The 26,093-nt window shown below is 29.1% G+C and carries 35 protein-coding genes; 3 read left to right on the forward strand and 32 right to left on the reverse strand.

Annotation, left to right across the window (positions count from 1 at the left end):
• Positions 1-29 precede the first annotated feature (29 nt).
• The 19 genes from G9F72_RS23925 to G9F72_RS24015 form a co-directional block, all read right to left on the reverse strand.
• On the reverse strand, positions 30-197 hold the full coding sequence (locus tag G9F72_RS23925) for a hypothetical protein (protein WP_164959864.1): 168 nt from the start codon (positions 195-197) through the stop codon (positions 30-32).
• Positions 198-335: 138 nt separating this feature from the next.
• A complete protein-coding gene (locus tag G9F72_RS23930; RefSeq protein WP_224676240.1) occupies positions 336-782 on the reverse strand; it encodes a dihydrofolate reductase family protein in 447 nt (148 codons plus the stop codon).
• 192 nt (positions 783-974) lie between these two features.
• Positions 975-1,256, reverse strand: coding sequence for a hypothetical protein (locus tag G9F72_RS23935; protein ID WP_164959863.1), 282 nt, complete (start codon positions 1,254-1,256; stop codon positions 975-977).
• Positions 1,257-1,325: 69 nt separating this feature from the next.
• The gene (locus G9F72_RS23940) at positions 1,326-1,901 is read right to left on the reverse strand and encodes a GNAT family N-acetyltransferase (RefSeq protein ID WP_164959862.1); all 576 of its coding nucleotides are present in this window, start codon (positions 1,899-1,901) and stop codon (positions 1,326-1,328) included.
• A gap of 56 nt (positions 1,902-1,957) precedes the next feature.
• A complete protein-coding gene (locus G9F72_RS23945) occupies positions 1,958-2,122 on the reverse strand; it encodes a hypothetical protein (RefSeq protein ID WP_224676241.1) in 165 nt (54 codons plus the stop codon).
• A 260-nt stretch (positions 2,123-2,382) separates the two neighbouring features.
• Positions 2,383-2,793, reverse strand: coding sequence for an HIT family protein (locus G9F72_RS23950; protein WP_164959861.1), 411 nt, complete (start codon positions 2,791-2,793; stop codon positions 2,383-2,385).
• Between the two features lie 123 nt (positions 2,794-2,916).
• Complete coding sequence (locus G9F72_RS23955) at positions 2,917-3,417, reverse strand: NAD(+) diphosphatase (protein ID WP_164959860.1); 501 nt, start codon at positions 3,415-3,417, stop codon at positions 2,917-2,919.
• Positions 3,418-3,529: 112 nt separating this feature from the next.
• Positions 3,530-4,195, reverse strand: a complete 666-nt coding sequence (locus G9F72_RS23960; protein WP_164959859.1) for a nucleotidyltransferase domain-containing protein — start codon at positions 4,193-4,195, stop codon at positions 3,530-3,532.
• Between the two features lie 97 nt (positions 4,196-4,292).
• Positions 4,293-5,453, reverse strand: a complete 1,161-nt coding sequence (locus tag G9F72_RS23965) for a MerR family transcriptional regulator (protein WP_164959858.1) — start codon at positions 5,451-5,453, stop codon at positions 4,293-4,295.
• A gap of 104 nt (positions 5,454-5,557) precedes the next feature.
• The gene (locus G9F72_RS23970) at positions 5,558-6,346 is read right to left on the reverse strand and encodes a sugar phosphate isomerase/epimerase family protein (RefSeq protein ID WP_164959857.1); all 789 of its coding nucleotides are present in this window, start codon (positions 6,344-6,346) and stop codon (positions 5,558-5,560) included.
• Between the two features lie 17 nt (positions 6,347-6,363).
• Complete coding sequence (locus G9F72_RS23975; RefSeq protein WP_318010966.1) at positions 6,364-6,723, reverse strand: inorganic pyrophosphatase; 360 nt, start codon at positions 6,721-6,723, stop codon at positions 6,364-6,366.
• Between the two features lie 103 nt (positions 6,724-6,826).
• Positions 6,827-7,768 (reverse strand): adenosine deaminase, encoded by a 942-nt coding sequence (locus G9F72_RS23980; RefSeq protein ID WP_164959856.1) that lies wholly within the window; start codon positions 7,766-7,768, stop codon positions 6,827-6,829.
• Between the two features lie 43 nt (positions 7,769-7,811).
• Positions 7,812-8,270 (reverse strand): NUDIX hydrolase, encoded by a 459-nt coding sequence (locus G9F72_RS23985; RefSeq protein ID WP_164959855.1) that lies wholly within the window; start codon positions 8,268-8,270, stop codon positions 7,812-7,814.
• Positions 8,271-8,542: 272 nt separating this feature from the next.
• On the reverse strand, positions 8,543-8,755 hold the full coding sequence (locus tag G9F72_RS23990) for a hypothetical protein (RefSeq protein WP_164959854.1): 213 nt from the start codon (positions 8,753-8,755) through the stop codon (positions 8,543-8,545).
• Between the two features lie 78 nt (positions 8,756-8,833).
• Complete coding sequence (locus G9F72_RS23995; protein WP_164959853.1) at positions 8,834-9,166, reverse strand: hypothetical protein; 333 nt, start codon at positions 9,164-9,166, stop codon at positions 8,834-8,836.
• Between the two features lie 26 nt (positions 9,167-9,192).
• Positions 9,193-9,477: a DUF2442 domain-containing protein gene (locus tag G9F72_RS24000; RefSeq protein ID WP_164959852.1), complete on the reverse strand. Its 285-nt coding sequence runs from the start codon at positions 9,475-9,477 to the stop codon at positions 9,193-9,195.
• A gap of 14 nt (positions 9,478-9,491) precedes the next feature.
• Positions 9,492-9,773 carry a DUF4160 domain-containing protein gene (locus tag G9F72_RS24005; RefSeq protein WP_164959851.1) on the reverse strand — a complete coding sequence of 94 codons (282 nt, stop codon included), beginning with the start codon at positions 9,771-9,773 and terminating at the stop codon, positions 9,492-9,494.
• 85 nt (positions 9,774-9,858) lie between these two features.
• The gene (locus tag G9F72_RS24010) at positions 9,859-10,068 is read right to left on the reverse strand and encodes a hypothetical protein (protein WP_164959850.1); all 210 of its coding nucleotides are present in this window, start codon (positions 10,066-10,068) and stop codon (positions 9,859-9,861) included.
• A 22-nt stretch (positions 10,069-10,090) separates the two neighbouring features.
• Positions 10,091-10,474, reverse strand: coding sequence for a hypothetical protein (locus G9F72_RS24015; RefSeq protein WP_164959849.1), 384 nt, complete (start codon positions 10,472-10,474; stop codon positions 10,091-10,093).
• A gap of 499 nt (positions 10,475-10,973) precedes the next feature.
• Between G9F72_RS24015 and G9F72_RS24020 the strand changes: the two genes are divergently transcribed.
• The 3 genes from G9F72_RS24020 to G9F72_RS24030 all read left to right on the forward strand — a co-directional run bounded on the left by G9F72_RS24020 (position 10,974) and on the right by G9F72_RS24030 (position 13,185).
• Positions 10,974-11,957 (forward strand): ParM/StbA family protein, encoded by a 984-nt coding sequence (locus tag G9F72_RS24020; protein ID WP_164959848.1) that lies wholly within the window; start codon positions 10,974-10,976, stop codon positions 11,955-11,957.
• Positions 11,944-12,225 carry a hypothetical protein gene (locus G9F72_RS24025; protein ID WP_164959847.1) on the forward strand — a complete coding sequence of 94 codons (282 nt, stop codon included), beginning with the start codon at positions 11,944-11,946 and terminating at the stop codon, positions 12,223-12,225. Before G9F72_RS24020 ends, G9F72_RS24025 begins: the two co-directional genes overlap by 14 nt.
• A 264-nt stretch (positions 12,226-12,489) precedes the next feature.
• Positions 12,490-13,185, forward strand: a complete 696-nt coding sequence (locus G9F72_RS24030) for a class I SAM-dependent methyltransferase (protein WP_164959846.1) — start codon at positions 12,490-12,492, stop codon at positions 13,183-13,185.
• 177 nt (positions 13,186-13,362) lie between these two features.
• On the opposite strand, the gene G9F72_RS24035 is transcribed toward G9F72_RS24030, so the two are convergent.
• From G9F72_RS24035 to G9F72_RS24095, 13 genes are all read right to left on the reverse strand, one after another.
• On the reverse strand, positions 13,363-14,334 hold the full coding sequence (locus G9F72_RS24035; protein ID WP_164959845.1) for a hypothetical protein: 972 nt from the start codon (positions 14,332-14,334) through the stop codon (positions 13,363-13,365).
• 28 nt (positions 14,335-14,362) lie between these two features.
• Positions 14,363-15,286 (reverse strand): restriction endonuclease, encoded by a 924-nt coding sequence (locus tag G9F72_RS24040; protein WP_164959844.1) that lies wholly within the window; start codon positions 15,284-15,286, stop codon positions 14,363-14,365.
• Positions 15,287-15,600: 314 nt separating this feature from the next.
• A complete protein-coding gene (locus G9F72_RS24045; RefSeq protein WP_164959843.1) occupies positions 15,601-15,918 on the reverse strand; it encodes a hypothetical protein in 318 nt (105 codons plus the stop codon).
• A gap of 132 nt (positions 15,919-16,050) precedes the next feature.
• A complete protein-coding gene (locus G9F72_RS24050) occupies positions 16,051-16,803 on the reverse strand; it encodes a hypothetical protein (RefSeq protein WP_164959842.1) in 753 nt (250 codons plus the stop codon).
• Between the two features lie 69 nt (positions 16,804-16,872).
• A complete protein-coding gene (locus G9F72_RS24055; protein ID WP_164959841.1) occupies positions 16,873-17,151 on the reverse strand; it encodes a hypothetical protein in 279 nt (92 codons plus the stop codon).
• 140 nt (positions 17,152-17,291) lie between these two features.
• A complete protein-coding gene (locus G9F72_RS24060; RefSeq protein ID WP_164959840.1) occupies positions 17,292-17,801 on the reverse strand; it encodes a hypothetical protein in 510 nt (169 codons plus the stop codon).
• 183 nt (positions 17,802-17,984) lie between these two features.
• Positions 17,985-18,539 carry a hypothetical protein gene (locus tag G9F72_RS24065; RefSeq protein ID WP_164959839.1) on the reverse strand — a complete coding sequence of 185 codons (555 nt, stop codon included), beginning with the start codon at positions 18,537-18,539 and terminating at the stop codon, positions 17,985-17,987.
• 451 nt (positions 18,540-18,990) lie between these two features.
• Positions 18,991-19,806 carry a four helix bundle protein gene (locus G9F72_RS24070; protein ID WP_164959838.1) on the reverse strand — a complete coding sequence of 272 codons (816 nt, stop codon included), beginning with the start codon at positions 19,804-19,806 and terminating at the stop codon, positions 18,991-18,993.
• Positions 19,807-19,899: 93 nt separating this feature from the next.
• Entirely contained in the window at positions 19,900-21,666 is a 1,767-nt protein-coding gene (locus tag G9F72_RS24075) for an ATP-dependent RecD-like DNA helicase (RefSeq protein WP_164959837.1), read from the reverse strand.
• A 119-nt stretch (positions 21,667-21,785) separates the two neighbouring features.
• The gene (locus tag G9F72_RS24080; protein WP_164959836.1) at positions 21,786-22,982 is read right to left on the reverse strand and encodes a hypothetical protein; all 1,197 of its coding nucleotides are present in this window, start codon (positions 22,980-22,982) and stop codon (positions 21,786-21,788) included.
• 540 nt (positions 22,983-23,522) lie between these two features.
• Positions 23,523-24,458, reverse strand: a complete 936-nt coding sequence (locus G9F72_RS24085) for a DUF3991 and TOPRIM domain-containing protein (RefSeq protein WP_164959835.1) — start codon at positions 24,456-24,458, stop codon at positions 23,523-23,525.
• Between the two features lie 999 nt (positions 24,459-25,457).
• Complete coding sequence (locus tag G9F72_RS24090) at positions 25,458-25,652, reverse strand: hypothetical protein (protein WP_164959834.1); 195 nt, start codon at positions 25,650-25,652, stop codon at positions 25,458-25,460.
• Between the two features lie 28 nt (positions 25,653-25,680).
• Entirely contained in the window at positions 25,681-25,851 is a 171-nt protein-coding gene (locus G9F72_RS24095; protein WP_224676242.1) for a hypothetical protein, read from the reverse strand.
• Positions 25,852-26,093: the final 242 nt, after the last annotated feature.

A 26,093-nucleotide genomic window follows, 5' to 3' on the forward strand; every position in this document is an offset into this window, starting at 1 on the left:
TGAAGTTTAAGTCCATCATACTCATATCTTTAATCTATTTTTATTGTTTTCCTGAACAGCCCTTTGCCTATTACTATTTTTGTCTTTCCTTTTCTCACTATCTTTCTAATTTTTTTCCAAGTTTTTAGGAATTTAAGGGTTGTTTCGTCTGGATTACCTATTATTCCAATTGATGAAGCGTTTTTTCTTCTAATCATTATTTCACCTCAATTAATTAAAATGAACATTCCCCATAATAAATAAAGTTATGTCAGACTGTTTTACAAGTGTTTATTAATCGTAGTTTTTCGATAGTTGTACAATAAAAGAAAATTGTGAACTAAATATCAATTGTTTTATTTCATCTCGTAATGGAGTTCAACAAATTGATTGAATCTCCTTATCCCCTTTAACTTTAGTTCTAACTCAAAATCATTTTTTTTAAATAAAGGTATTCCATGACCTATTAGTGTAGGTGATATAGTAATAATAAATTCGTCAACTAACCTTTCTTTAATAAAAGAATTTAGAAGAACACCACCGCCAACAAGCCATATGTTTCCTCCATCCAGTCTTTTGATTTTATTTGTAAATTCCACTACATCTTGATTAATAAATTCTACATTTTCATTCTTACCTTTTTCTGATTTAGAAAATACATAACACTTTTTATTCTTATAAGGAAATTCACCTTTTTCTTTTTCAATAATCCGGTCATAAGTTCTTCTACCAATTAGAATAGTATCAACTGTATTGTAGAATTCAGAATATCCATTATCTCCTTCGCCTTCAGTTTTAAACAACCATTCCAAATTCCAAGGAATCATCTTCTGTCGCTATGTAACCATCTAAACTTGTTGCAATATATAGAACTAATTTTCTATTGTTGTACATCTATAAACCTCCATATTTATGAATTTCAATCTAATTTAAAAACATAATTAGTGAACAATATTTTACCAGTGTGACACACTTTATGAATACTGTGAATTAACTCACTTGGAGATTTTTGCAAGAGGTTGCATGAAAGCAAAACCCAATGCTATCACAATAAAATTGACACTTCTATAATTCACACCAATAATCCCACAGAAAGAAATTACTATCACGTCAAAAATAATGAATAAAATAATATTGAAAGCAATAGTATGTTTTATCTTAATATTTCTTTCCAAAGCAGACCATAATGCTCTACTCCATCCAAATTTTATTGAGATTATCATTAACAAAGGAATAGTCAAAAAATAAAGCATAAATCGAATTACTAACCAGAGCATTACTCACTCCCCCTTTTATCTTGCACCGCAATAGAATACTATTGTTCACCAATTTTGGATGTAAATGACTTAATATTGATTGTAGATAATGTCCTTAGTTTTAACCCAATCATTTTTTAATAAATCCATATATACAACATCTTGAAATTCACCTGTCCTACAATCAAAATACCCTTGTCTAATTACCCCTATTTCTTCAAATCCTAATGTTTTGTATAGGCCCTGTGCTTTCTTATTGTCTAACATTGTTGTGAGTTCAATTTTATTCAAATTCAAAAACCTAAACATAAAGTCTACAAAATGATATAGTGCGTCCTTTCCATAGCCTTTCCCTTGTTCATCACTTTCACAAATCTTTATTCCAAATTCACATTTTTGATTTCTTGCGTCCCAGTCACAATAATTCATCTCTCCAATAGGTTTATTTCCTTCTCTTTTATATATTATAAATCTTTTTCTATCTGGAAACATATTAGAATTTTCAATTTCTTTCAGGATATTGATACGTATTGCTTCTTTGCTTTGTAATGTTCCAAAGGCATGGGTGGCATGTCCCATCATATCCCCATCGTTCCACCACTTATATAAATACTCTTCATCCCCTAATTCAAGTTGTCTTATAAAAACATTTTTCCCCTCAATCATACTCTCCCTCCTAACCATAGTCGTTGCAAAATTCAAGAAAATTATGAAGTAAACAATTACCTTTTTTTAAAATCAAGACATATTTCCTTAGCATATGGAAATGGCCTAACCTTATCAGCTTCAAGATTCTTTTCGTAAGATGAAAACTTTTCAATAAATTCGTCACTCAAAGGATAAGTTTTCTTAAAGTGATTTATTGCATTTGTTACAAAAACTTTCATATACTTTAAAATTTCATTTTCACTTACCTCTAAGCCATTATCACTAATGCCATTTTAAAGGCATATCTCATTCCTGAGTATGTATCACATCAAATGCACTAATTAAATTTATAAATAGCCCACACATTAAAGCACCAACTATTTTCCCACCATCTGTACATGCTACAGAACTGAATTTAAGATTTATATTTAGGTACTTAATGCTTCTTTTAATAATCTGCCAATTGTTTATGACAGCTTCAAAGAATTTTCCAAACTAATTAATCTTCACAATTTAGTGTTATGGCTGTGTCCCTTTTGTTTTGTGACTGTTTCAGCCAATATCTAATGCCTTTACCTGCAAATGGTTCATCCTCATATCTTGGAATAACATGTAAATGTGCATGAAATATTTCTTGACCACCTACGCTTCCAACATTCCATCCGATATTATAGCCTGTAGGTTTACACTTATTATCTATATACACCTTAACTTCTTGGAGCAACTCAAATGTTGCAGTCCATTCATCTTCCGATAAATCAAATAAAGTTTCTCTATGTTTCTTAGGCACTATCACACCTGAACCAATTAATATTTCCTGTGGCTTCTGCAAAAACATGCAATGCTCGTTACTAAGTATAATCTTTTGCTCTAAATCATTTGCAATTGAACAAAATAAACAGTTTTTCATTATCTATATCTCCTAAGCTCCTATTATTACGTTATATTTTTACCTTGTGACACTTATTCTAATATAATAAATGGATATTACTACTTAATGATAGAACTTACCCACTTGTAACCCTCATTACTATTATAAATTTAGAAATCTCATTGAATTATCAAAGTGAATACCAGACATATTATCTACTCTTGCAATATATTGATTAACGTCCTCAATCTCGCACCACATAATGTCATCGACTTCATTAGAATCTACGAAAGGCTTGGTCTTAACGAAAGCAATAAACCCAGGCATGATTAATTGCTTTGGTTTAAAATAATAGCTTTCAACATATTTCATTCTTTCAACATTTTGACCTGTTTCTTCCATGACCTCTCTTATTACTGTTTCTTCTAACGTATCCCCGTTTTTAACATACCCAGAAACTACTCCCCAATGAGTTTTAGATATATAATTTTGTTTCAGTAACAATATCTGATTATGTTCATTGATAACCAATACTTCAACACAACTTGCAGGGCCATCAAAATACGGTCTATTGCAGGTGACACAGTATTTTACTACCCCTTCATCACCAATAATTTTTTCAGTAAGTTCTTCACCACATATAGGACAATAATTGAATCTCATATATTATTTCCTCCACTTCATTCTAATTTTCCCCATTATGACTTGGTAATAAAATATAAGTACCTAATAATCGTAAAATTATAATTATATAAACATTAAGAAAAATGTATCTCTAAAATTCTTTAAAGAGGTTATTAAATAGAATCTTTATTTGTGTATTAAGGTTGAATTTTTTACAAAGCTCTTCAAAAATACATTGTATATCAGTTTCAAAATTATTATCAAAATTCAAATTATATATTTTAAGAACTTTAAGGTTTTCTTTAATTTCTGATAGAAAATCATACGCACTGTCAGTTTTATTTGACAGGTACTTAATAATTCCTTTATGCAATAACCTTAATGTCTTATACCAGATAGGTCTATTAGGTATATAATTTGATATTATTTGTTTTCTAATAATATTATTAGTTATAATAAAATTTGTATTATATTTTAAAAGAACTTTACTATTTACCAAATCTTCTTGTGTAATTGTATCTCTTATGTCTAAATCTATAGAAATGCCATCTTGATAAACCAGAATTAATATACCTTTAGGTTTTTCAGTAAAATTAGTCATTACTGGGTTACCATAAAGTGTAATGATTTCATTAATTTTAGTGTCATTAATCTCCCCTAAGATTATCAAGTCAATATCTGAATATTTTGTTGCAGTACCTTTTGCTAAAGAACCTTTTAAAATCATTGAAAATCTGTTATCTTTACAGAATTCATAAACACACTCAATATAATTTTTATGATTTAATAAAGTATATTTAATATCGCAATCAACCATAATATTTTCCTTTCTGAACTAATATTCACTTTGCCTTAATCTATGATTTAGCTATTATATTACATGTGACGTTTAACAAAGGATAGCAAATATAAATTTATTTTTTTGCTTTAAAAATACAGGCTTTTGTTGTTATTGATATATTTCCTTTCTCTTTAATATAATCTTCTACATACTTTATAAACTCCTGCTTTTTCTCTCTTACAAGTAAAGAACTTCCTTTTATAGTAGAAGCTTTATAAGATACTACATGCTCAGCATTATCTACTACTATCTTACCTTCAAGAATATCCACGTTGACCTCACCGAAATATTCTTTTAGCAATGGCTGTCCACCCTCTAAATCAAACCTATCGCACATTCCATTATTATGCAATCCCAGACCACAATCAAAGTTTTTTAGAAGTTCATTTAGTTCAGCCATAGATTCACGTGAGTTAGTAGTTGCATAAAATAAGCCACCTTTAACAAGAACTCTTTTTATTTCAGATATGGCCTTTCTAATGTCTGGTACAAAATAAAGCATATGTCGTGCAATGACTACATCAAAGCTTTCATCTTCATAAGGAATATCTTGTGCATTAATCTCCTCATATAAAAAATTATTACCTATTTGTTCTAATTTGTTTTTTGTACCAATTAACATACCTTTAGAAAAATCTGATAAAGTTATTGTCCATCCATCATTTATATTATGACTATTTTTACTCCACAACTCCCCTGTTCCACATCCGAGTTCCAGTATCCTTGATTTAGTTGGAAATTGCATTTGATTAAAGCACCAGGTATTCCAATCTGTCTTGTTAATATTACAGCTATGGAGATTACCCCTTAAATTAAAATTTTCATCAGTCTTATACTGCTCTATTACCTTATTTTCCATATTAGTTATCTTGATAATATCAATGAGTTTATCAACCTCTAAGAATCCATTTTTTTTTATTTGGTTCTCGGCTTTATTAAAGACAGTTATAACTGATTCTATATGTTTTTTCTTTTCTTCTAAAGCTTTCTTTTGAATACTAATCATACTTTCTAAATTTGATTCTGTTTTATATAAAATATGACTTATCTCAATTAATGGTAGACCAATAAATTTTAAAGTAGTAATTTGTTGCAGTCTCAGAAAATCATCTTCACAATAAATTCTATATCCGCAATCAGTTTTTTGTGACGGTTTCAGTAATCCAATTTTATCATAATGTAGTAACGTCTTTACAGTTACCCCTGCTCTTTTAGCAAACTCGCTGATTTTCAAGATATTACCTCCCTTCAAGGGTATTATAATCTCTAACCTTAGGGTGGAGTCAATATTAGTTTTTGATATTTTGGCAATTATTTTAGATAAAGATATTATTCATACTATAAATAGTCTTTAAGCTTATCTACTGACTGTTTAAGCCCCTTAATAGTCTTTACTTCAAGAACTACACGACACTTATGTTCTCTCGCAAGAAAAATTCTTTCCCTTATATTAATTTCTCCTATTCCTAAAGGAAGATGATTTTCTCCACCATTTCCATCGTGAACGTGCATGTGATAAAGCCTATCTATATGCCTATTTATAAATGGTTCATCAATACCATTAACACTATGACTATGACCAATATCAAAGGTTAATGCAAACACATTGCTTTTTAACAAAAGGTCTATACCTTCGATTGCAAATTCTTTATACCCATTACAATTTTCAACACATATTTTGATATTGCTGTCACCTATGGCTTTTTTACACATATTCCTAAACTCTTTTAACTTAGTCAAGTAAATATCTTTGTATTGATTAAATAAAAATATCTTTTCATTTGGCAAAGTAAAATAAACTCCATTTGACATGTGCATATTAAGAACAGGAATTTTCAATTGTTTAGAAATATCAATAGTATCCAAGACAGTTTTTACATATGCTTTTGCTATCCCATTGTTAAAATCACAAATACTAATGTTTTCATCAAGATGAATTGTAAAATAAATATTCTCCTTTTCACAAATTGATTTGAGCTTTTGAACATCTATATTTTCAATTTGATATTGAGGTAAATTCATATTTAATTCGATGAAATCTAAACCAAGCTCTTTGCATAATTTAACACAGCTTTCAATGCTGTTAGTCTCAATAAGTGTTGGCATACCAAAATCAATTGTTTTCATAGTATCTCCTCCAAAGATTATGCTCCTAACCTTGATATATAAATTCCCTTCATAAACTTGTAATTATTATGAACTCTATATATCATTTCTTTTTCATTATCAGTACAACCAATCAGTATTTTGATTTCAGAATCTTTTTTCAACAAATCCACGATACATATAATCCCATCAATTTCATGTTTTTTATCTGTTCCACGCCATATGTCAATTCCACCACCATCCATAGACGTTGTATTCTTTAAATATCCATAATCAACTTCATATATCATATCAGGCCATTTAGGGTCTCTTGAACCTTTTGGTCTATCTATTACTATTTCAGAATCACCTACTAAATCATCTAACATACTCCAAAATTCTTTATTATTATAATCCAATATCTATCCTCCATCCATTGTAATTAATCTTGACCACATTCTGTAAGGTTGTAACAATCTCCAAATCATGTTTATTTGCCCTTTATGAAGAATGGGGATTAATTTATGTATTAAAAACTACTGATAGCCCATTTTCTCTTATTTCATTTAGTTCAGTTGCATTAAACAAACCTGCATTATAAAGGTTAAAAAATTCCTGAGAAACACTCTGGTCAAAAATAAGCATATCATCAGTATTTATAGTTACTTTAATACCATTATCATATAGTTTTCTAATAGGATGAACCTTATAACTTTCAACCCTGCTAAGTAAGATATTACTTGTGGGACATATATTAAGCTGTATTTTATTATCACATAACCATCTCATAATGCTCTGAGAATTTGCGGCCGCTATTCCATGCTGTATCTGGTCAAGTTCTAATTCTTCTACAGCCTCTCTGACTAATTCAGCAGTCCCAAATTCACCCACGTGTGCTTTTAAAATTAATCCTTTTTCTTTAGCTTTTCTAAATACTTTTTTTAAAGTAGGGACTGCAAATTCATCTCCATACATGTCAATTGATTTAAAGTAATCCTGAGCCAAAAATTGTTCTAACCCCTCATTCATTTCACCAATAGGTGTAAATGTACTCAATGCGATTTCTGGCATAAAAATAACATCAGGAGCAAAACTTTGGTGAATTCTTTTTAAAGCTTGTACCATATTCTCCACAGAGTTTCCATATTCAGAAGCTTCACCAATACCGAAACTCATATTAAGTACCTTAACACCATCCATCTTTGCCTGTACAAAAGTTGCTTCTATTAGCTTTTCATAACCTAACGTTCCTTTTATCAAGAATTTAATATTTTGTCTAAACCACTGTTGCATATCATTAAGTGTTTTAAACTTAGGTGGCTTAGCTATACTTATATCCGCCCATTCTTCAATGTATCTTTTGTTGCCTCCTATTGAGCCATGATTGTGTAAATCCCCTTTTGGTATTTTTCTCATTTCATCTAAATCGTTACTCTCTAACGCTTTAATGAATTTTTCTTTCATGTTACACCCCCTAACATTAACTATATTAAAATACTATACTAAACTAACCTTTAAACTTTAGAGCCTCTGAAACTGCCCATGCTTGATGTTCTAAAAATAAGCACTTAATACAATTACCACTTTCAATCCATAATAGCTGATGGTCTTCTTCAATTTTATTGCTTGTCTTGCTTTCCAAATTCACAAAATAAAAGTAACCTATACCATGTAAATACTGATTTATCTTAGATAAATGATACAAGGAAGCCTTCCCAATATTTCTCCCTATTTTAATTTTATATCCTGTCTCTTCGATAAACTCTCTTTCAAGACATTCTCTATGTGTTTCTTCATCCTCAATTCCACCGCCAGGTAAAAAATACCCTGTTGGTGTTTTTATCGTAGCAATTTTACCTTCATCATTAATCACTATCCCATATACAGCCCCTCTATCAATGTAATTTACATCATTAAGTTTTTCACCAAATACTTTTTCATCATCATTATCAACATTTTTAGGCATATTTATCCCTCCTATTTAAAAAACAAATTGTTTTATTCAATTTATAACATCAATTCCAAATCTTTTAATTATTATACCATTTATTCCAATTAAGCTCTATATTTACATAAAACATATATTTAACTATATATAATTATGTTTTTTTTCGTTTATTTCTAACTAATAGCGATAAAAAAATACCCTGGATTGTCCAGAGTACGAATCATTCTTCTTTTTACGTTCTTTATAATATCAACCTTTTATATATAGTAGTTTTCACCTGTACCCATTATTTAATCTAAATACTTTTTAAAGTGCTTTCCTAATAGCAATGAACACAGAAAAAAGCTAAACATCTCAACTGGAAATATAATCATATCAGTTTGTTTAGACATAATCCCTTTAAAAACTAATAAACAACATAAAAACAATGCTATATTTGATATAATTACAAATATAAATCCTATCCACCCAATAATCTTTAATAATATCTCCCTCTTATTCATCTTAATCTCCTACTACCACCTTAGTTTTGTGACTAATTAAACTTTCCTACATTATTACCATTCATTAATCTTGTCCTTTTAGTCCGCTCTTTTACCTTCCTCAAATTTCTTCCTGAATTCTGAAATATAGCCTTTCCATTTTTCTTCCGCAAATCCGACTATGCTATATATCTCGTCATTTGTAAGATTCGTATTTGAAAACAGTTTACTGCAAATTCTTGCCTTTACAATAAGACTTTCATCACTTCTGCCATACATTTCTCCTTTTTCATATCCTTTTTTGAAAGAACTTGTGATTATATCCGTAAAATTATCGTTAACAATTTCCATAACTTTTGAAATCTGCTTTTGCAAGTTGTAGCTGTTCTCTTTGTTATAGTTCCAAACATCATAAACACTGTTGTCATCCATATTCTTATTTTCTCCTTTCAACTTTGCTACCCATTAGTCCTAATAATGGATTTGATAGTATCGTCCTTTTCTCCTTTAATATAAAGGGTATCTGCACCAATTCCTGACCCATTTTGCCATACAATTTCATCCATTGCATCCACGTATACCTTGTCAAATTTCTCTTTACTTTTCAATTCTTTAAATAATCCATATTTTAAATAAGGTTTCATGTCGAATCTTTTGACCTCTCCATCTGTAAAATAAATCAATAACATATAATTTTCTTCTACTACAGCACATTCAACACTAACAATTTTTAATTTTCTCATTTTTATTCCTCGCTTTACAATCTGAATTTTGGATTTATACTATATATTTCTTTTCCAATTACAGCCCTGTTCCAGTTTGCAATTAGCTCTTCCTGATGAATCATAATCCATGTTTGTATTAGTTTTAGAGTATATTGGTCAATATTCCCTGCTATAATCGTTTTGCTTAAAATAGAAATTGATGCCTTTTGGTCTGTGTTTAAAATTTTGACATGAAAATGCGGGTCTATATGCCTATCTGTATCAAAATGTTTCATATAAATAACTGTATAATCAATTGCGAATAGTTTTCCCATAAATTTCTCCCATCCTAATTTTTTCTTTAATTAAATATAATCTTCTTATTAGCCCTCTATTATGTAGCATAACCTTATTTACACCTTAGCTATTATATATTTGATAGTATCCCCGAAGAAGTCTTAGGACTAACTCATGTGATTTTAGAAGTCCATTTGGGCATGTGGTTTTCTTTCTTTTTTCTGCAAATTTTATCTTATCCTTATCTCTTATGTCTACCATAATTATTATCCACCTTCCGTTAAACTTAGAACTCTGTGTATTGTATATTTCCGCTTCTTCATCATTAATCAAGTCACAGTTATAGCCCTCCTATCTAATCTACAAATACCTCTTCATTTATTTCATATTTAATTCTATTATCTGACAGGGCATTTAAATACCCTTCAACAAAAGCATTAAAAAGGTCTTTATTTTCTTTATATTTTGCAATCAACTTATTTTTATGATTATAAATTTCCCTTTCTCTATAATCACCGCTGTAGCAACTTTCTTTATCTTTATAAATCGAGGTAATTGTTAAGATTAAGGGTTCATTATTATTATTATTATTATTATTATTATTATTAAGCCCAAGCAATTTAAGTAGTTCCTTATTCCTTATTATTTCGTTTTCAAACATTTCTGGTGGCATTGTAGTCTTCTTTCTTGCAGGTAGTACAGTCTCACAATTACTATTCTTTTCTATTAAACTTGCCATTTTACTATCCCCTTCTTTTTATAATTTTTTATTAAATTAGTTTAACTCCCTATTAATACTGTTCTTGCCTACCTTCCTTCTTAGACCTTATTTAATCTCAACACAATATTTATATATAATGTTGACTACATAACAATAAGAAAAATGCACAGATAGCTTTTAATTGCTATCTGTGCATTTTTTATATTTATACATATTTAGTTTTCCATTTAAATGTTTCTTTTGTATTCCTAAAGTAATACTTAGGGTTTTAATCATCTTAACCATGATTGCCTCCTAAAAGTTATTAATGGTATTTATATATCTTTCCACAATTTATTATAGCACATCAATCATCTAAAAAGATTACATCTAATCAATATAATGTATTTTTGTCATAGTCGCACCTATTTGCCCTTTATAGCACTTTCTTCAACAGGGTTAGTGCTATAAAGGGCTATATAATAGCACCTGACTGTATATTATAAATAAAATAAACTAATGGAGGAAGAAGTAAATTATGAATGATATATTAGTATCAATAGATACAGGGAAAAGCAGTACAAAGTCTGTAATTAAGGTGAATGGAGTTATAGTAAAGGATATATTTAGAACGAAAGTACAAGAAATAAATAATATGGGTGTCGAGCTTACTAAAAACTCTTACTACATAGAATTCGGAGGTAAATCATACTTAATTGGAGACATGCTTAGCGAGGATAAATGTGACTATAATATCAGCAAGACATCAATCAATCACCAACTTTGTATCTATTTAGCAATAGCAAAGATTATTGACCAAAGTGGAGCTATGGCTCTTGGTGTTCCTAATGTTTATTTAGCATTAAACGTACCTATAAATATTTATAAGAATAAAACACTTAAACAGGAGTACACTGAACTAATACAACGAGCAGGTCAAGTAATTCCAATGAAAGTAAATGGTAGGTCATACGTATTTAAAATAAATTTAGTATTACCTCTCCCAGAAGCTACAGCTTCAATATATTCAAATATATCTAACTTTAGAGATAAAAAAGCTACTATTATAGATTGTGGTTCATTAAATACAAGTTATTGCACATTTAATAGCTTAGTTCCATTACTTGAATCAATGGTTATAGCTAACTCTGGTATCAATGTTTTAAGGTCAACAATCGCTGAAAGACTAACTACATTTTGCGGTACATTGGTATCTAATGATGATACAGAAGAAACCCTTAAAAATGGCTATTTATACGTTGATGGAGCTAAAGTAGAAGAAAGTAAGGCAATACTTGAAGGATTAATTAGAGAACATGTTCTTGAAATATTCAACTATGCTAAGAGTAGAGGTATAAGTTTCAATAATACAACAGTGATTTTTACTGGTGGCGGTACTATTCTCTTGAAAAAATACATACTCGAAATTTATCCAAATGCTATTTTTGAGAAAGACCCTCAGTATGCTAACGTCCTTAGTTATTTTAGTGTATTGGAGATTAAATATAATGGCAAAAAATAAAATATCCGTTAGTTTTTCTAAGAGGAATTCGGATTTATACACACTTCTTAAAAATAAAGATAATGGTAGTAATTATATATGCAACTTGATAAGAAGCGATATGGATAAATATTGTGATGATATTGATTTTGAATCTAAAATAGAACAGACGCTTGAAAAACTCTTGAAAGACAAGCAGTTAATCTATAATAGTTCAGATAAGCTCTCTGGGAATATGGAAAACAAGCCTACGAGTGAAGATGTGGATTTAATACTGAATCTTTTCTAACCTAAACTTAAATAAGCAAATTGCATTTATTATATTTGCAATTTGCTTGTTTTTTATGTATACCCATTTACCTAAATTCGCTATAACTTCTCTACATAGACACTTCTACTTTATAGATACCAAAATTGCTACATACAACGGTAGAGAATCAATTTTAAGATGATTTTATACCAAATACTTGAACCTTATGTTATATATAATATATAATTAAACTATAATTTAAGCCACAATTGTAAATTATTACGGTGCATGGAGGGATAAGACATGGGTATGGACTGGTACAATATGATAGCATTAAGAAATGGTGGTTATAAAAATAATGCTACTTACATTGTTGAAGGGGTATCTGGTGAGGATGTTTTTGAAGAAAGACTAATTAAAATGCTGGGTAATTGCAAATCTGTTTTAGATTCTGGATGTGGCCATGGTGAATTCACTATTAAAATGGGAAGATATGCAAATAATATTATAGGTTTTGACAACTCAAAAGAATTGATTAAAATTGCAGATGAAATTCTAAAAGAGAGTAAGATTGAGAATGTTAGATTTGTTTACGCATGGACAAGGGATAATAAACCTCTTCCTTTTGAAGATGAGCAATTTGATTTAATTTACAGTAGAAGAGGTCCAACCTCAATTGCTTACCATAGTCGAGTTCTTCGTTCTGGAGGAACAATCTATGGTATTTGCCCTGAATATCCTAATATTATTGACATTGTTTCAGAAAGACTGTCGCATAATGGTTTTGTTAATATTGAGATAAATGTTTTTGATAGTGCAATATTAGTTTTTCCTAATGCTAAAGAATTTGCAAAGTTTTTAACAGCATTTCCTGGCAATCCAGATTATACATTGCCTGAAAGTAAGCAGATGTTAGATGGAAAAGTTAAGGAAAACATGATAAATGGGCGACTATGTTATAAACAATGGCGATTTATTTGGAGGGCTTTTAAAGCATAAAGATATTTGTTCACAATCTTCATGTATTGTGCTACCTAACCATCAAAAATAAAATTGAGTTGTCCTAAGTAAACAACTCAATTTTATACATAATAATCCTCAATATAGTCTAACATAGCATTATATTAAATTGAAAAATTATAATATATCAATCCCATTTCAAATTTTGACAATCACCTAATCTCCTTGTTTAAAAAAACTATCTAAGCTATACCCTGTCGTTTTATTTATAGTTGGTTCTTTCATAAGGGGATTTATCTGAATATCTTCTTTAATAACGTTATAAACTTCATCATAAAGTTCAATTATTTTGTTTCTATATTCTCTCATTTCATTTAATAAATCATCTATACTATATAAAATATCATTATTTAGTAAATCTTTACCTTGAAATTTTTCACCAGATACATACTCTATGTCTACCATTAAATCATCTTTATAATTTAGAACTATTTCCCCGCAAACCTTCTTAGAAGTCTCCTCGTAGAATTTAGTCTTCAATTCTACTTCCAAGTCACTCTTCTTTACATCTACAACAATCCCATTAGCGTCTTCAACATTAAAATCGTAAGGTACATTAAACTCTTTTAATTTTATATTATGTTTATGTTTAAGTTGGTTTGCTATTTCTCTTACTACAATATTCTTACCTAAATTAAACCTAAAGTCCTTATTAAATAACCCATATCTATCGCCAAGTATATTAAGATTTGTTTCATTAGAACCTTTAAGATACTCTATTGTTTTATTATAATTACAACTGTTTTCAGCCTTATTTATCCACTTATTATCGTTTCTTATGATGTCATCTTTAGGTTTATGTCTTTTAAAATTACAATAAAGCCCCCCAGTATTATATTCATTCCATATCCTGTAATGAAACCATGGAACTTGAAGTAAAATATCAAAACAGTTATTCAAATCAATAATTGCATGTCTTATATGTGTTCTTCTAATTATATTTAAGAGCATTGTATCTGTAGTATTGGGGTGTTCCTTTTCATCACAATATATTAATGATAATGAAGCGTCTCCTAATGTTTCAATGAAATCATTAACCTTACTAACTCCTAATCTAATATCTTTTGATTCATATTCCATATAATATTCAGGTCCCAACAATCTCTTTGGTACATCCTTTTGACTCATTCTTTATTCACCCCCTTACACATTTCCCCTATTCGTCCATAAAATAATCACTATCTATCTTCTTAATCTCATAAACAGTTTCAACCGATACACCTACGTTAAAATCTATCATATATTCAGCTAACTGATGTCCAGCAATTAATACTATCTTCTTAGTAGCTATTCTGTTCACATACTCAATAGCCTCATTTGAAAATGTAGATGTAGTTATAAAAATCCCCTTGTTCGCTCCTGGCGTATCTAACGCCCCTGAAAACTTTTGTATTTCTGGCCTTCCTACCACTGTATCCTTCCATCTCTTAGCTTGAATATAAATTCTATCAAGCCCAAGTCTATCTTCATTTATTATCCCATCTATACCTTCATCACCTGTCTTTTTAGTTGCCATTTTAGCCTCTATTCTTGACCCACCATAGCCCATCTTAACAAGTAAATCTAATACAATTTCCTCAAACTTAAAAAAATCTACCTCTTTTAGTTTTTCTAATAATTCATCAGCTAACAAAATCTTAATCTTTTTATATGATTCATCTATATTTTCAAAAGGGGTCTTATCTTTGCTTTCGTCACTAATAATCTCTACCTTTTCACCAATTGCATCTACTTTCTTACTTCTATTTAAATATTCTTTAAAATCTTCATACCTTAACAAATATTTTGAATTTAAACTACTGATATTCTCTTTAAGAAGACCTTGTCCGCTCACACTGATTCTAAACAACCCTCTTTTGGGAACTTCAATCAGTCCTGCATTTTTAAGGTATGTCTTAGCCCAATTTAATCTATCATAAAATATCTTCTTACCACTTTGAAGCTTTTGATTTATTTCTTCATCAGATAAGTTAAATTCTCTTGCTAAATCCTCTACACATTGTTTATTGTTGTATAAATTTCCATCAGATATGAGTTTTAAAAGAGGAAGCATAACTTCCTCATACGTTGGAATAGCCATTTCTATGCCTCCTTACAATATTCTCTTACTTAAATTTTCCCTGTAACGATTTAAGCGACCCACCTCTTAACAATAATTATATTTCATCCTTGATACTATTTTATTCTTAGTTTTTAGTAAAATCAATACAAATGGAAAAACCCTGTAATATATCCTCATATTACAGAGCCTCTATTATTATACAATACTTTACTTCCATTCACTTTAACTTATCTAATCTATTAAATAGAATTCCTATTTAGTTCATGGGTTATAATTTTAGATAATGAAGTTATCCCAACGTATATTTGTAATTTTTGTACTTCATTATTTTATCAATTTCCTTTGCTATGTTCTTCATACTTCTTAAATTCATCATTTCCAATACACATACAGAATGCTCTTCTTAATATCCGTATTTCCAAATTAACATCAAGCTCTATTAATTCATCAATATCATAAGCTTGATTTATTGAAATCCCTTCATCTTCAATGGTGATAACATACTCTTCTTTACTAATTTCACATTCACAGTGTAATGAATATTTATATTCCAATACATCTGAAATATGACTAATCTTTTCACGAACTAATTCCTCCTTTAACTTTTTTTGTATTATATCACTTATTTTATTAACTCTGTTCATTACCAATACAACCATCTCCCTAATTTCTATTTATTTGTTTTAAACTAAAGTTCCCTCTACTACCACCAACCAACATATCTATTCTTCTTTACTTAAAAATTACATATTTACCTTGTGCATTTACAATCTAAGTAATCATTATTGTTGATTATCTATCTTAGTAAGATATAACTTTGCATTTTCTATTTCGATATTTAATTGCTCAATACTTCCACCACGAAACAAAACCCATCTGATAGCTTCCTTTTGGCTCATTGGAAGAACATCACCTTTCTTATCTTCGCCTTCTTCTTTATTTTTTAAGTAGCGATTTGAATTGACCGTTCTAACTGAATACTCCAATACATATAAAAAATATTCACCTTCTGAATTGATGAACAGCTCTTCATACTCACTTTTAATTTGACCATATCTAATATACTCATTCGTATGAATCTTCAAGGCATAAGATTTGTTAATATCAAATACCCTTCTATTTTTAACAAAACATAATGTCGGCTTATCAATTTTATATTTTTTCCATTTTAGACTTTCTGAAAAAAACTCTATAATTACAGTAGAGGCCCCTCTATATTCAAGATAATCTATTGCTTGTTCCTCATTGAATACAGCTATACACTCATTCGCATTTATTATCACATTTATTTGTGATAGGTATGAGTCTCTCGGCACTCCAACGTACAAATAGAATTTATTGTTAGTCCCAATATATAACATTTCCCACTCTTCCGTTCCCCAGAGACCAATTTTATGAATAGCTTTATAGAAATCATCATATATACAAATTACTTCTCTCTTCTCTATCAAATCATCTATAATTCCTCTTGTATTTTCAGTGTATATTTTAAAATTTTCACCATATATCATTTCATCACTTACTAAGTTTTTCATATTTTTTCACTCCTATCATTTCACTTATTAGCTTTATTTAACTTGCAGGAATATCAGTTACACTACTTTCTAATGACCGCTGTTTTCTCTTATAGTTAGTAACTCAAAGATTTCTTCTTTAATATTTAAGACCATTAATTCTTTAAAGGAATATGATTTCAGACAGTATTTTTCACAACAGCAAGAACATTCTAATAATATTCCATATTCCCTTATCTTTTTATTAGTAGCAGATACATTAGATACACCTACCCTCTCCAACATGGACGAAAGTATATTTAATTTATTAACACCCATTTCATTAGGGAAGTTATCTATTTTTATATTATTTATTTTATTTTTTTTCATATTAACAATCTCCTTTTCATCTTTTATTTTTTATAAAACAATTAGTTTATTGATATTTTCTCTAAAGTAATATATAATTTATTTGATTATTTTAATTTAGAGCTTGGGTAACACTTCAATGTTAGCCCAAGCATTTTTACTTATTTTATTCCAAAAATGTCTTTAAGTAATTTATCACCTCCAAAAATGTCTCTTTTTCTTTTCCAGAACTCAAATGCCATTCTAATTACGACAAAGCAATCAAATGAATTTAACTTATGTATCTTTTGAAACAGCTTGTCTTTATCAACATCATAAATATCACCAGAACAATATTCATAATTAATTACATCTTCAACCATTCTCAAAAGGACTCCTTTATCATCATTCCAGGGCGTGTACATAAAACCATTAAATGCCGAAATTAGCAGATTAGCCTCACCTAATGTAAATAATCCTTTTAATTGTCCTTTTTGATTCTGATACAAGCGATTTAAACTTAGAACCATTTGCTCATTTTTATAATCACAATCAGAACCTACCTCAGCAGGGAACTGGCTTAATGCTTCCCCCACATCAGTGTTGCTCCCATCTTTATACTGTAACTTTAGAAAGCAACCACCTACATTATTATTATTTTCAACGTTACAACTTAATACTTTATCATTCATTTTCTTTTTCCTCCTCTATTTATCTTTTATAGTCATCTTTTAAACCTCTCATTGACTATGATTTTATTGCATACCCCTTGTTGCCATTTGTCAATTTTATTTTTTAAAATATTTTATTGTCAATGGATTGTATAAAAAAAAGATACAACTTATTAAGTTGTATCATATATATATAACAATATTTTATTTTAACTTTCTTATACTCTTCCTGTAATCATCCAATTCCTCAATTATCTTTTTAAGTACATACATTGTATTCTCCTCATTTGCTGTACCAAAATCAAAGACATCATTTATCAACCTAATTAATATTTCTTTTTCAATACTGTTTAATAATTGTTTTTCACTTCCATTTTCTATTTTTGCTGGAACTTCTATATCATTTATACGTATCATCGCTTCTATACTACTCTGGCGTGAATTAGAACTTAATATGTTCTCATGCCCAAAGCTCTTTAAAACTTCATTAAAATCTAAATTAAATTTTTCTATTAGCACACATACAAGAGAAAATGATACGTTTTCTCTGTTACCATTTTCTATACGGTTCATGTATGAAGCTGTAATCAAGGCTTTATCTTTTTTAACTAAAGCTCCATCTTCTATTTCCTCAACCTCCACAGTTAACTCACCTTCAATGTCCTTCAAAGATTTATTGAGTTTTTTTCTTTCTCTTTGAATTATTTTCCCAAACGTTAAAACTTCATTATTAACATCCTCAATATAATCAATTTTCATTATAATACTCACTCCTTTGTACTTAAAATCTTATCATTTCCATTTCTTATTGTCAATAAATTAATATTAAATAAACTTTTGACAACGGAATGTTTCAAAAATATGTAAATACTTCAGTTCTTTGAGGATGTCTAAGTAACATGATGCTAAATTTCACACAAAATAAAACACGTTTAATATTAATTTATTTACTATGTATATTGTTTTATACGCTTCTATTAATAAAACTGGCTTATTACTGTAATATTAGCAATAAATGTCCCAATTGATGTTATTGCTTTGATAACCACATACATAATAGATGTTATATTGTTGCCTTCCCATATTTATCTCCACATTTTATCCTAATCACTATGTTTAAAGGCTTTATAGCACTTTTATCATATTAATGAGTATAATGTTGTAGCTATAACCTTAAATAAGAAAAAAATAGGGGAGCTATACTCTCCTATCATGCCACCTCTCCTATAAGTCTTTTAATATACGAAATAAGGAGTTTTTTTATCTGTTCCAGTAAGTTATCCATTTGATAATGCTCTTGCAAGTCTATATACCCCTTTAGCTTTAGCACATCAAGCCAACATTGTGTCTCTGTACAAGAGCCGAAACTTATAGAATAGAAGTTTGCTTCGACCTTTTTATAGCCAAATGCCCCTCGTCCATTACCTTCTGCAATATTAGCGACTATACTCTCCGAAGCTCTTTGTGTCTGTGAAAAGACTGAGTATTGCTCATACTCTGGCAACTTCGCAAGTATTGGGTATAGTATTTTAAAGAAGTCCATGATTATTTTATAAGCACTCAAATCTCTAAAATCTTTTATTTTATCTAATTCCATTTGGATATTCTTTATATCCAGTTTATCTCCAACATCAACTGTTTTCATTATTTCATTCTCCTTAATTCTTAAATTTTTTCTGTATGTTCTTAACAGCTTAATTACTTCCAGAGCCTTGTTCAAAATTTCTTTTACATTTTCATATTTATATTCCTTAGTTGTACCCATATCTTCTATATCCTTCATAAATTCATATGTAAGGCGAATTGCCAGTTTATAATGAAAGTCTCTTCTTGTCTCCGATAAAATGCTTCCAATAGCTTGTGCTGTCTCAGTAGCAATTTTAATAGCTTTCTTTTGTACTATTCTATTTTTTTCAGTATTGCATTTTTCTACAATTTCATTAATTTTCTCTATTAATTCCAGTGTTTTAACATATGCAAACTTTTTCCTGAAATTCTCGTAATAAATTTTTTCATAAGTATTCATATTTTATCTCCTCTTTTGATTTGAATTATATTTTCTTCTATTACATATATTTTACAGGACAAAACATACTAATATATTTTAGTCTAATTCTACTTAACTGGCTATTCTTAACCCTATCAATCTCTCCGCTAACAATGAGTGTCTTTCCCTACTTACTCTATTAACAGCTTTATTAAAAGCTTCCTTACTCCCTATTATAGTGACACTTTCTATCCCTCTTGTTACTGCAACATAAAGCAACTCTCTATTCAACATTCGCTCATGGTCTTTATCTATCACCACTATTACATTCTTTGCTTCACTACCTTGCATTTTGTGAACCGTTGAAACATATGCAAGTTCTATATTTTCAATCTCCTTTCCTTTAAATGTTACTACTCTACTACCAAAATCTACTGTAATAAGTTCAAGCCTGTTAAGATTGCTCTCTACCCAAATTATAAATCCCTTCTGACCATTAAATACGTTTAAAATGTTCTTTGTTAAAATTACAGAGTCTAATATGCCAAATTTGTAAACCTCTCTTTCTTGAATACTGTTAAGTCTGTCTGCTATCTCTCTATTCAATTCAACGACCCCACTTCTACCGTTCTTGATTGGCGAAATGACTTGAATATCATAAATACTTGTACCATTGCTAAGTAGCTTATCTACTTTTTTACTTACTTGTTGTTTGATTTTTTCACTATCAGTTTCTATAAATTCAAATTCATTTTTTTTAAACCATATTCCTGTCTTTTTCCCAGTTATTTCAGTACCTTCAAGTATCTTGTGTGCAGTAGTTATTATTAAACTATGTTTTTCTTGCCTAACAACATCTATTAAATTTACTACTGGAATAATTCCACTCTTTAGAAGCCCATCTAAAACGTTTCCTGGTGAAATTGAAGGTAACTGGAATTTATCGCCTACAATTACTATCTTAGTATTGCTATTATTATTTTGTAAACATTCAAAGAGCATTTTAAATATCTCCAACCCCACAGTACCAGCTTCGTCAATTATTAAAACATCAGCTTTAACTCCACTCACTTTGTTCCTATCTTCTAACCCTATTCCAAGCAATCTATGTATCGTAGAGCCTTGCATACCTGTAACAGAACTCATTCTTTGTACAGCCTTACCAGTAAATGCAACAAGTTGAATATTTTCATAGTTTAAATATTTAAAGCCCCCTATAATAGCCTTAATTGCTGTTGTTTTACCTCCTCCTGCAACTCCTGTAATAACACTTAGTCTATTACTTAAAGCCATTTCTACTGCTTCCTTCTGTAACTTATTTAATTTAATATCTGCTGAATCATAACCATTTATGAATTCACTAATTTTATTTGAATCGCAGGTGTGTTTTCTATTTTCTCCCACAAAATATGTTATATGATTAGCCAATTCTACCTCTGCCTTGTACATCCTAATAAGATATATACATTCCCGTCCTTCCTTATCTCGTTCTCGTACAATTTCACATTCAGTTTCTAAAAGTTCTAATGCCTCTTCTAACTCTTCCTTAATCACTACTTCAACTAACTCTAAAATTTTCTTCTTTAATTCACTTACAAATATAAATGTATCTCCCTTAATCTCTGTCAAATACTCAATTACATGAATTATCGTGGCCGCACTAATATCCCTATTTTTATGATTTTCATTTTTGTTAAGACTATTCTTCTCTATAATATCTTTAACTATTTTTAGCTCAATATGGTAATGACATAGTATATATGGCTTATGTATAATTACATCTATAACATCAATTCCGTAATCATTAATTAATTTATCAGCTACCTCTTCATCAATCTTAAATTCCTCTATGAGACTTCCCTTAATCTCTAATCTCTTATCTCTAATCTCTTTCTTCATCCATACACTCTCCTTTTTCTTTAGTAACAAGTTAATTTTCTCACATAGTCAACATTCCTGATATAGATAAAGTGTTCTACCTGGTTCGAGCTTTTTAGGTATAAAAAAAGACAGAAGCACTAACTCGCTTTTGCCTTTGTCACCTTGTCTCTAAATATTGAATTTGCAATCACTTCACCGAATTTTTTAATACATTTTGAGTATGAAAAAGCACTTGCAGTAATACGTTCCTCACCATATAGCATTACTTTTGCTAATTCCTCCGCCTTTTGAAATAGCTCTTCTGTATATTCAGGAATGTAAAAATAAGTTATTTCATTCCTATTGAACTTTAAATATTCACTACTAAGACTTTCATCCTTTGTAAGTAATCCCAATAATACCAAAGTGTTTATAATTGGATTAATGGTACTCTTGCTTTTGTTCATCATTCCTGCAAGATATTCCATAGATGAAGATAACACCCACTTATTGTTGGTCTGCTTGTGGTAATAAAGTTTGTCAATCGCCACCTCTAATACTGTTTGCAATTTAGGTATATGCTCCCAAATAAGTTCACATAATACAGGAAACTTATCCTTCGTTAAGTAAGTATTAATTAGTACCTTATTCCTAATATATTTAATTCTAATTTCATCAAGTTCCTTAACCCTAATATCCAATAGTTCAGATAATTCCTGCACTGCCTTCTTAAAATCACAGCCTATAAACATCTGGTACAAATCTAACAAATCCAGTGTGTGCGTGACAGCATAATTATTATTATCTTTGTTTCCAACAATATATAAATACCTTTTGTTACTGTCGCTATAGCTTATCCATGCTTCGGTTTCCCAACCTTTTATTATAAGTTCCCTAACATACATTCCGAATCTCTCAAAGCCTGATATAGTTATTTCTTTGTTTGGATACTTCTCAATTTCTTTATCTACTGCTTCCTCAGCTTCTTTTCCAGTTTTAAAAGCAAAAGAAATCCTTTGTTCTTCATTAATAAATTCACATGCAAAAGCCTTTTCCATTAACACATCCAAGCCAAAAATATATCTGAAATCTACCTGCTTAATAAGAATTATTGCCTCTGATATGGTTGATACCTCTTTATTAATAGCTAATTGTTCTCTTATATTCTCCCTATTATTAGTTACATATTCCTTATACCTATTCTTCTCTCCAAGAACTTGTTGTGCCTTTTTAATACTACCCTTAATAATATTATTTAGAGATTTGTTAGCCTTAGCTATTATCCTCTTATCACCATCTGCAACAGCTACCTCTTTTATATTAACTATATCCTTAATTATATCAATTCTATCCATAACACTCCTTCTCGCCAAACCGAACGATTAGTATTTAAATATTACTTATCAAATATTTCTTAATTTTAATTTTGGCATGTATCTACTATTTTTAAAAAATAATTAAAGTAAATCTAATACTCTAAGTTAAATATATAAAAAAATTGCTTTATATTAAAGATTTAAAGTGCCTTATAATGTTTAACTGTATTTACTTGTTATAGAGAGAATGTAGCTATGAGTAAAAAAGGTTAAAGGTAAAAATCATAATTTAAATGTTCAACATACTTCTACATAAATAAAAGATGAAGTCATTTCAACATGATGAAAGTTAAACTCTTATTTAAAAAATCATAATGGTATAAATTGAAAACTCTTAATTATTCTATTTAGAAAAACTTATTTAGCAATCAGTAGAACTATACATTCTATTACTTATACATTATATTTAGTGATTTACGTAACGCTTATATTAACAAGAATATCTTATGATATATTTAATATTTATTGGAAATAAATAAAAAAGCACCCTGAATAAAAAATCCAGTAGTGCCATTTTATTTATAAATTAATTATTTGTTTTTCATTTTTTAACATGTCATTGAAATCTTTTATATTATTTTGCATTAGAATGTTCCGCCCATCACGTATTATATAATTGCTATATTCATTTTTAATTTTTCTAAATGATGTGTTTCCAGAATCATCATTATCCTCACATACTATTATTGTATCTATAGTTTTATGAAGTTTTAGATAAGTATTAATCTTTTTGATTTTTGTACATCCACCGAGGCTTAAAAGAATACTATCATACAGTTCAGATTTATATAGCTCATAGTAACTAATCAAATCTATAGAAGCCTCAAAAACAAAAATATTCTTACATTTATCTCCAACTACTATTGTAAATCCATAAGTTTCATCAGTTGCAGTTACCATACTACTATAAGATTTATCACTATACGTACCTTTTTCCTCACCACCGACAAATTTTCCATTTTCATCAATATACTTAAATATTATATTATGTTTTTTATCTTCAACTATTTTGCCCTGTTTTACTAATTCATTTACTACATTAAAATTTATTTTCCTGTTTTTAATTAAATATCCAAATGTTCGCCTCATATTATCATTTGTTTCAATTTTAACATTACCCTTTAAAACTATTTTTTCCTTTTCATTGCTAATTATTTCATCTTTATTACAATAGGGGATACATTCAGAATTCAGTATGAATGCTATAGCCTTTCTAAAGTCACCACTTGTAATATGGTTTTGAACATATGATATTATATTACCCTTTTCATGCTGAGAGTACCAATTATACCACAAGAAATCTCCTTTTTCATTAAGCACAAATGAATTATGTTCAACACATTCGTAGCAATGCGTACCAGATTTCTTAAAATGCCAACCCTCTTGATGTTCTAAAAAAGCCATAAAATCAACTTTTCTTGCTTCCTCAACTAATTTTTCTTCTATTCTCGCCATATTTATTTTCTCCTTTATATCTTGTATCATCTATAATTCTACAAGGTTATAGAGAATATATATATGGCTATAATGCCTTAGTGTGTTCGAGTACGTTATCTCAATATTATAGCTCTATGTGACTTTAAAATACGAAGAAGTTACATAAGTTTCCATCTCATTTACATCTTGTGTATTTATTTCATATTCAATCGTATTTAGATGTCTGATTTTGTTTTAGTATTTACAATTTCAGACGAAACTCGCCTTCTAATGGCAGTTGGTTGTATAACTTTATTCAAAACTCATATCATTGCCATCAAATGATATGAGTATAAAAATACAAATATCATTATAAGCTTTTTAAGCATTGAAGAAATAGGCCTCTAAAAACATTAAGAATGATTATCCATTTATTATTTTAACTATTTATAATACTTTCTTTAAAAAATAGACACTCTAACTTAGCACTATAAAAAAAATAGTAACGTCCTTGGTTAGATTATATTAGTCTAAGGCAAGTCGTTTAGGTTCAAGAATATATTTTGTTAATAATCTTGCTATTTAAATATGCTGTTACAGCCCCTCTGTTTGCTCTTGTGTACTTTTTAATACAATTATAACTAAACTACAAATACTATTCATAAGGTCAAACATAAGTTGATTTGGTATATTGTTAAATTACAAGTTAAAAGTACCATTTAGAAATATTCTTAAACTATAAGAGTAGTATTTTAAATAATCATTTATAAGTTATTTATATTATATTGATTTTTATTTAAATTTTAAAAGAGATAATGAATTCTATTTTTAATTACATATAGGTTTATGATTCGATGGTAGTTGTGAATATTCTGATAATTTATAATTATACTTTTATTAACTCTATTTATACATGTAAAATATACTAAAAAGAGCTATATGTTTTTAGAATTTATCCACCTGAATGAATCAATTCTAAAAATATATAGCTCTTGTAAATCATCATTGTAATCATTTTTATTTTCCAGTGAACTTCTTTCATTTCATTGCCATAATATCCTTAACTGTAAGTCCTGTAATTTCGCTTATCTGCCATTCATTAAAGAATCCAGTCGAGATTAATTCCAATCCAATTCTAATTCGTTCCTTTATAATTGCAAACACTATATCAGTTGCAATCCTATCCTTATCAATATACTCTTCCTCAAAAATCTCTTCTTCAAATTCTTTCATCGTCTTTCCCCTCCCTAATTCCATCTTTTCAATCCATATCTTCTCTATTTTTCATATACTTCACTTCTTCTATAGTTAATCCTGTCTCCAATTCAATTACCTCTAACATCGCCAATATTTCGTGTGCAATTTCTAATCCAAGCCTTGAATTACCTAAACTCTTTCCTTTCAAAAATCCTTCTTTGAACTGAATCTTCACCTCGCAGTTTTTCTGTGTTCTTTCATTAAAAACCTGCGTTATGGTTAATCCATCTATTTCTAAATAGCTTCTAATATTGTTATTTATAGCTATTATAATATCGCCCCCTTCTATCCATTTATCTTTATTTTACAGAAAACAAAAGCATATTTCCATGCTATTGCCAATGGTATTTGCATATCTTGTAAATTTAATTTAGGCAAATGTATGTATCAGACCATATACGACCATTTCTCTATTTT

The sequence above is a fragment of the Clostridium estertheticum genome (genome assembly GCF_011065935.2).
In the GTDB taxonomy this organism is placed as follows: Bacteria; Bacillota; Clostridia; order Clostridiales; family Clostridiaceae; genus Clostridium_AD; species Clostridium_AD estertheticum_A.

Bases quoted from the DNA above. Each gene is read 5' to 3' on its own strand.
- G9F72_RS23925 (WP_164959864.1), bottom strand. From the start codon at position 197: ATGATTAGAAGAAAAAACGCTTCATCAATTGGAATAATAGGTAATCCA.
- G9F72_RS23935 (WP_164959863.1), bottom strand. From the start codon at position 1,256: ATGCTCTGGTTAGTAATTCGATTTATGCTTTATTTTTTGACTATTCCT.
- G9F72_RS23940 (WP_164959862.1), bottom strand. From the start codon at position 1,901: ATGATTGAGGGGAAAAATGTTTTTATAAGACAACTTGAATTAGGGGAT.
- G9F72_RS23945 (WP_224676241.1), bottom strand. From the start codon at position 2,122: ATGAAAGTTTTTGTAACAAATGCAATAAATCACTTTAAGAAAACTTAT.
- G9F72_RS23950 (WP_164959861.1), bottom strand. From the start codon at position 2,793: ATGAAAAACTGTTTATTTTGTTCAATTGCAAATGATTTAGAGCAAAAG.
- G9F72_RS23955 (WP_164959860.1), bottom strand. From the start codon at position 3,417: ATGAGATTCAATTATTGTCCTATATGTGGTGAAGAACTTACTGAAAAA.
- G9F72_RS23960 (WP_164959859.1), bottom strand. From the start codon at position 4,195: ATGGTTGATTGCGATATTAAATATACTTTATTAAATCATAAAAATTAT.
- G9F72_RS23970 (WP_164959857.1), bottom strand. From the start codon at position 6,346: ATGAAAACAATTGATTTTGGTATGCCAACACTTATTGAGACTAACAGC.
- G9F72_RS23980 (WP_164959856.1), bottom strand. From the start codon at position 7,768: ATGAAAGAAAAATTCATTAAAGCGTTAGAGAGTAACGATTTAGATGAA.
- G9F72_RS23985 (WP_164959855.1), bottom strand. From the start codon at position 8,270: ATGCCTAAAAATGTTGATAATGATGATGAAAAAGTATTTGGTGAAAAA.
- G9F72_RS23990 (WP_164959854.1), bottom strand. From the start codon at position 8,755: ATGAATAAGAGGGAGATATTATTAAAGATTATTGGGTGGATAGGATTT.
- G9F72_RS23995 (WP_164959853.1), bottom strand. From the start codon at position 9,166: ATGGATGACAACAGTGTTTATGATGTTTGGAACTATAACAAAGAGAAC.
- G9F72_RS24000 (WP_164959852.1), bottom strand. From the start codon at position 9,477: ATGAGAAAATTAAAAATTGTTAGTGTTGAATGTGCTGTAGTAGAAGAA.
- G9F72_RS24005 (WP_164959851.1), bottom strand. From the start codon at position 9,773: ATGGGAAAACTATTCGCAATTGATTATACAGTTATTTATATGAAACAT.
- G9F72_RS24015 (WP_164959849.1), bottom strand. From the start codon at position 10,474: ATGGCAAGTTTAATAGAAAAGAATAGTAATTGTGAGACTGTACTACCT.
- G9F72_RS24020 (WP_164959848.1), top strand. From the start codon at position 10,974: ATGAATGATATATTAGTATCAATAGATACAGGGAAAAGCAGTACAAAG.
- G9F72_RS24025 (WP_164959847.1), top strand. From the start codon at position 11,944: ATGGCAAAAAATAAAATATCCGTTAGTTTTTCTAAGAGGAATTCGGAT.
- G9F72_RS24030 (WP_164959846.1), top strand. From the start codon at position 12,490: ATGGGTATGGACTGGTACAATATGATAGCATTAAGAAATGGTGGTTAT.
- G9F72_RS24035 (WP_164959845.1), bottom strand. From the start codon at position 14,334: ATGAGTCAAAAGGATGTACCAAAGAGATTGTTGGGACCTGAATATTAT.
- G9F72_RS24040 (WP_164959844.1), bottom strand. From the start codon at position 15,286: ATGGCTATTCCAACGTATGAGGAAGTTATGCTTCCTCTTTTAAAACTC.
- G9F72_RS24050 (WP_164959842.1), bottom strand. From the start codon at position 16,803: ATGAAAAACTTAGTAAGTGATGAAATGATATATGGTGAAAATTTTAAA.
- G9F72_RS24055 (WP_164959841.1), bottom strand. From the start codon at position 17,151: ATGAAAAAAAATAAAATAAATAATATAAAAATAGATAACTTCCCTAAT.
- G9F72_RS24060 (WP_164959840.1), bottom strand. From the start codon at position 17,801: ATGAATGATAAAGTATTAAGTTGTAACGTTGAAAATAATAATAATGTA.
- G9F72_RS24065 (WP_164959839.1), bottom strand. From the start codon at position 18,539: ATGAAAATTGATTATATTGAGGATGTTAATAATGAAGTTTTAACGTTT.
- G9F72_RS24070 (WP_164959838.1), bottom strand. From the start codon at position 19,806: ATGAATACTTATGAAAAAATTTATTACGAGAATTTCAGGAAAAAGTTT.
- G9F72_RS24075 (WP_164959837.1), bottom strand. From the start codon at position 21,666: ATGAAGAAAGAGATTAGAGATAAGAGATTAGAGATTAAGGGAAGTCTC.
- G9F72_RS24080 (WP_164959836.1), bottom strand. From the start codon at position 22,982: ATGGATAGAATTGATATAATTAAGGATATAGTTAATATAAAAGAGGTA.
- G9F72_RS24085 (WP_164959835.1), bottom strand. From the start codon at position 24,458: ATGGCGAGAATAGAAGAAAAATTAGTTGAGGAAGCAAGAAAAGTTGAT.
- G9F72_RS24090 (WP_164959834.1), bottom strand. From the start codon at position 25,652: ATGAAAGAATTTGAAGAAGAGATTTTTGAGGAAGAGTATATTGATAAG.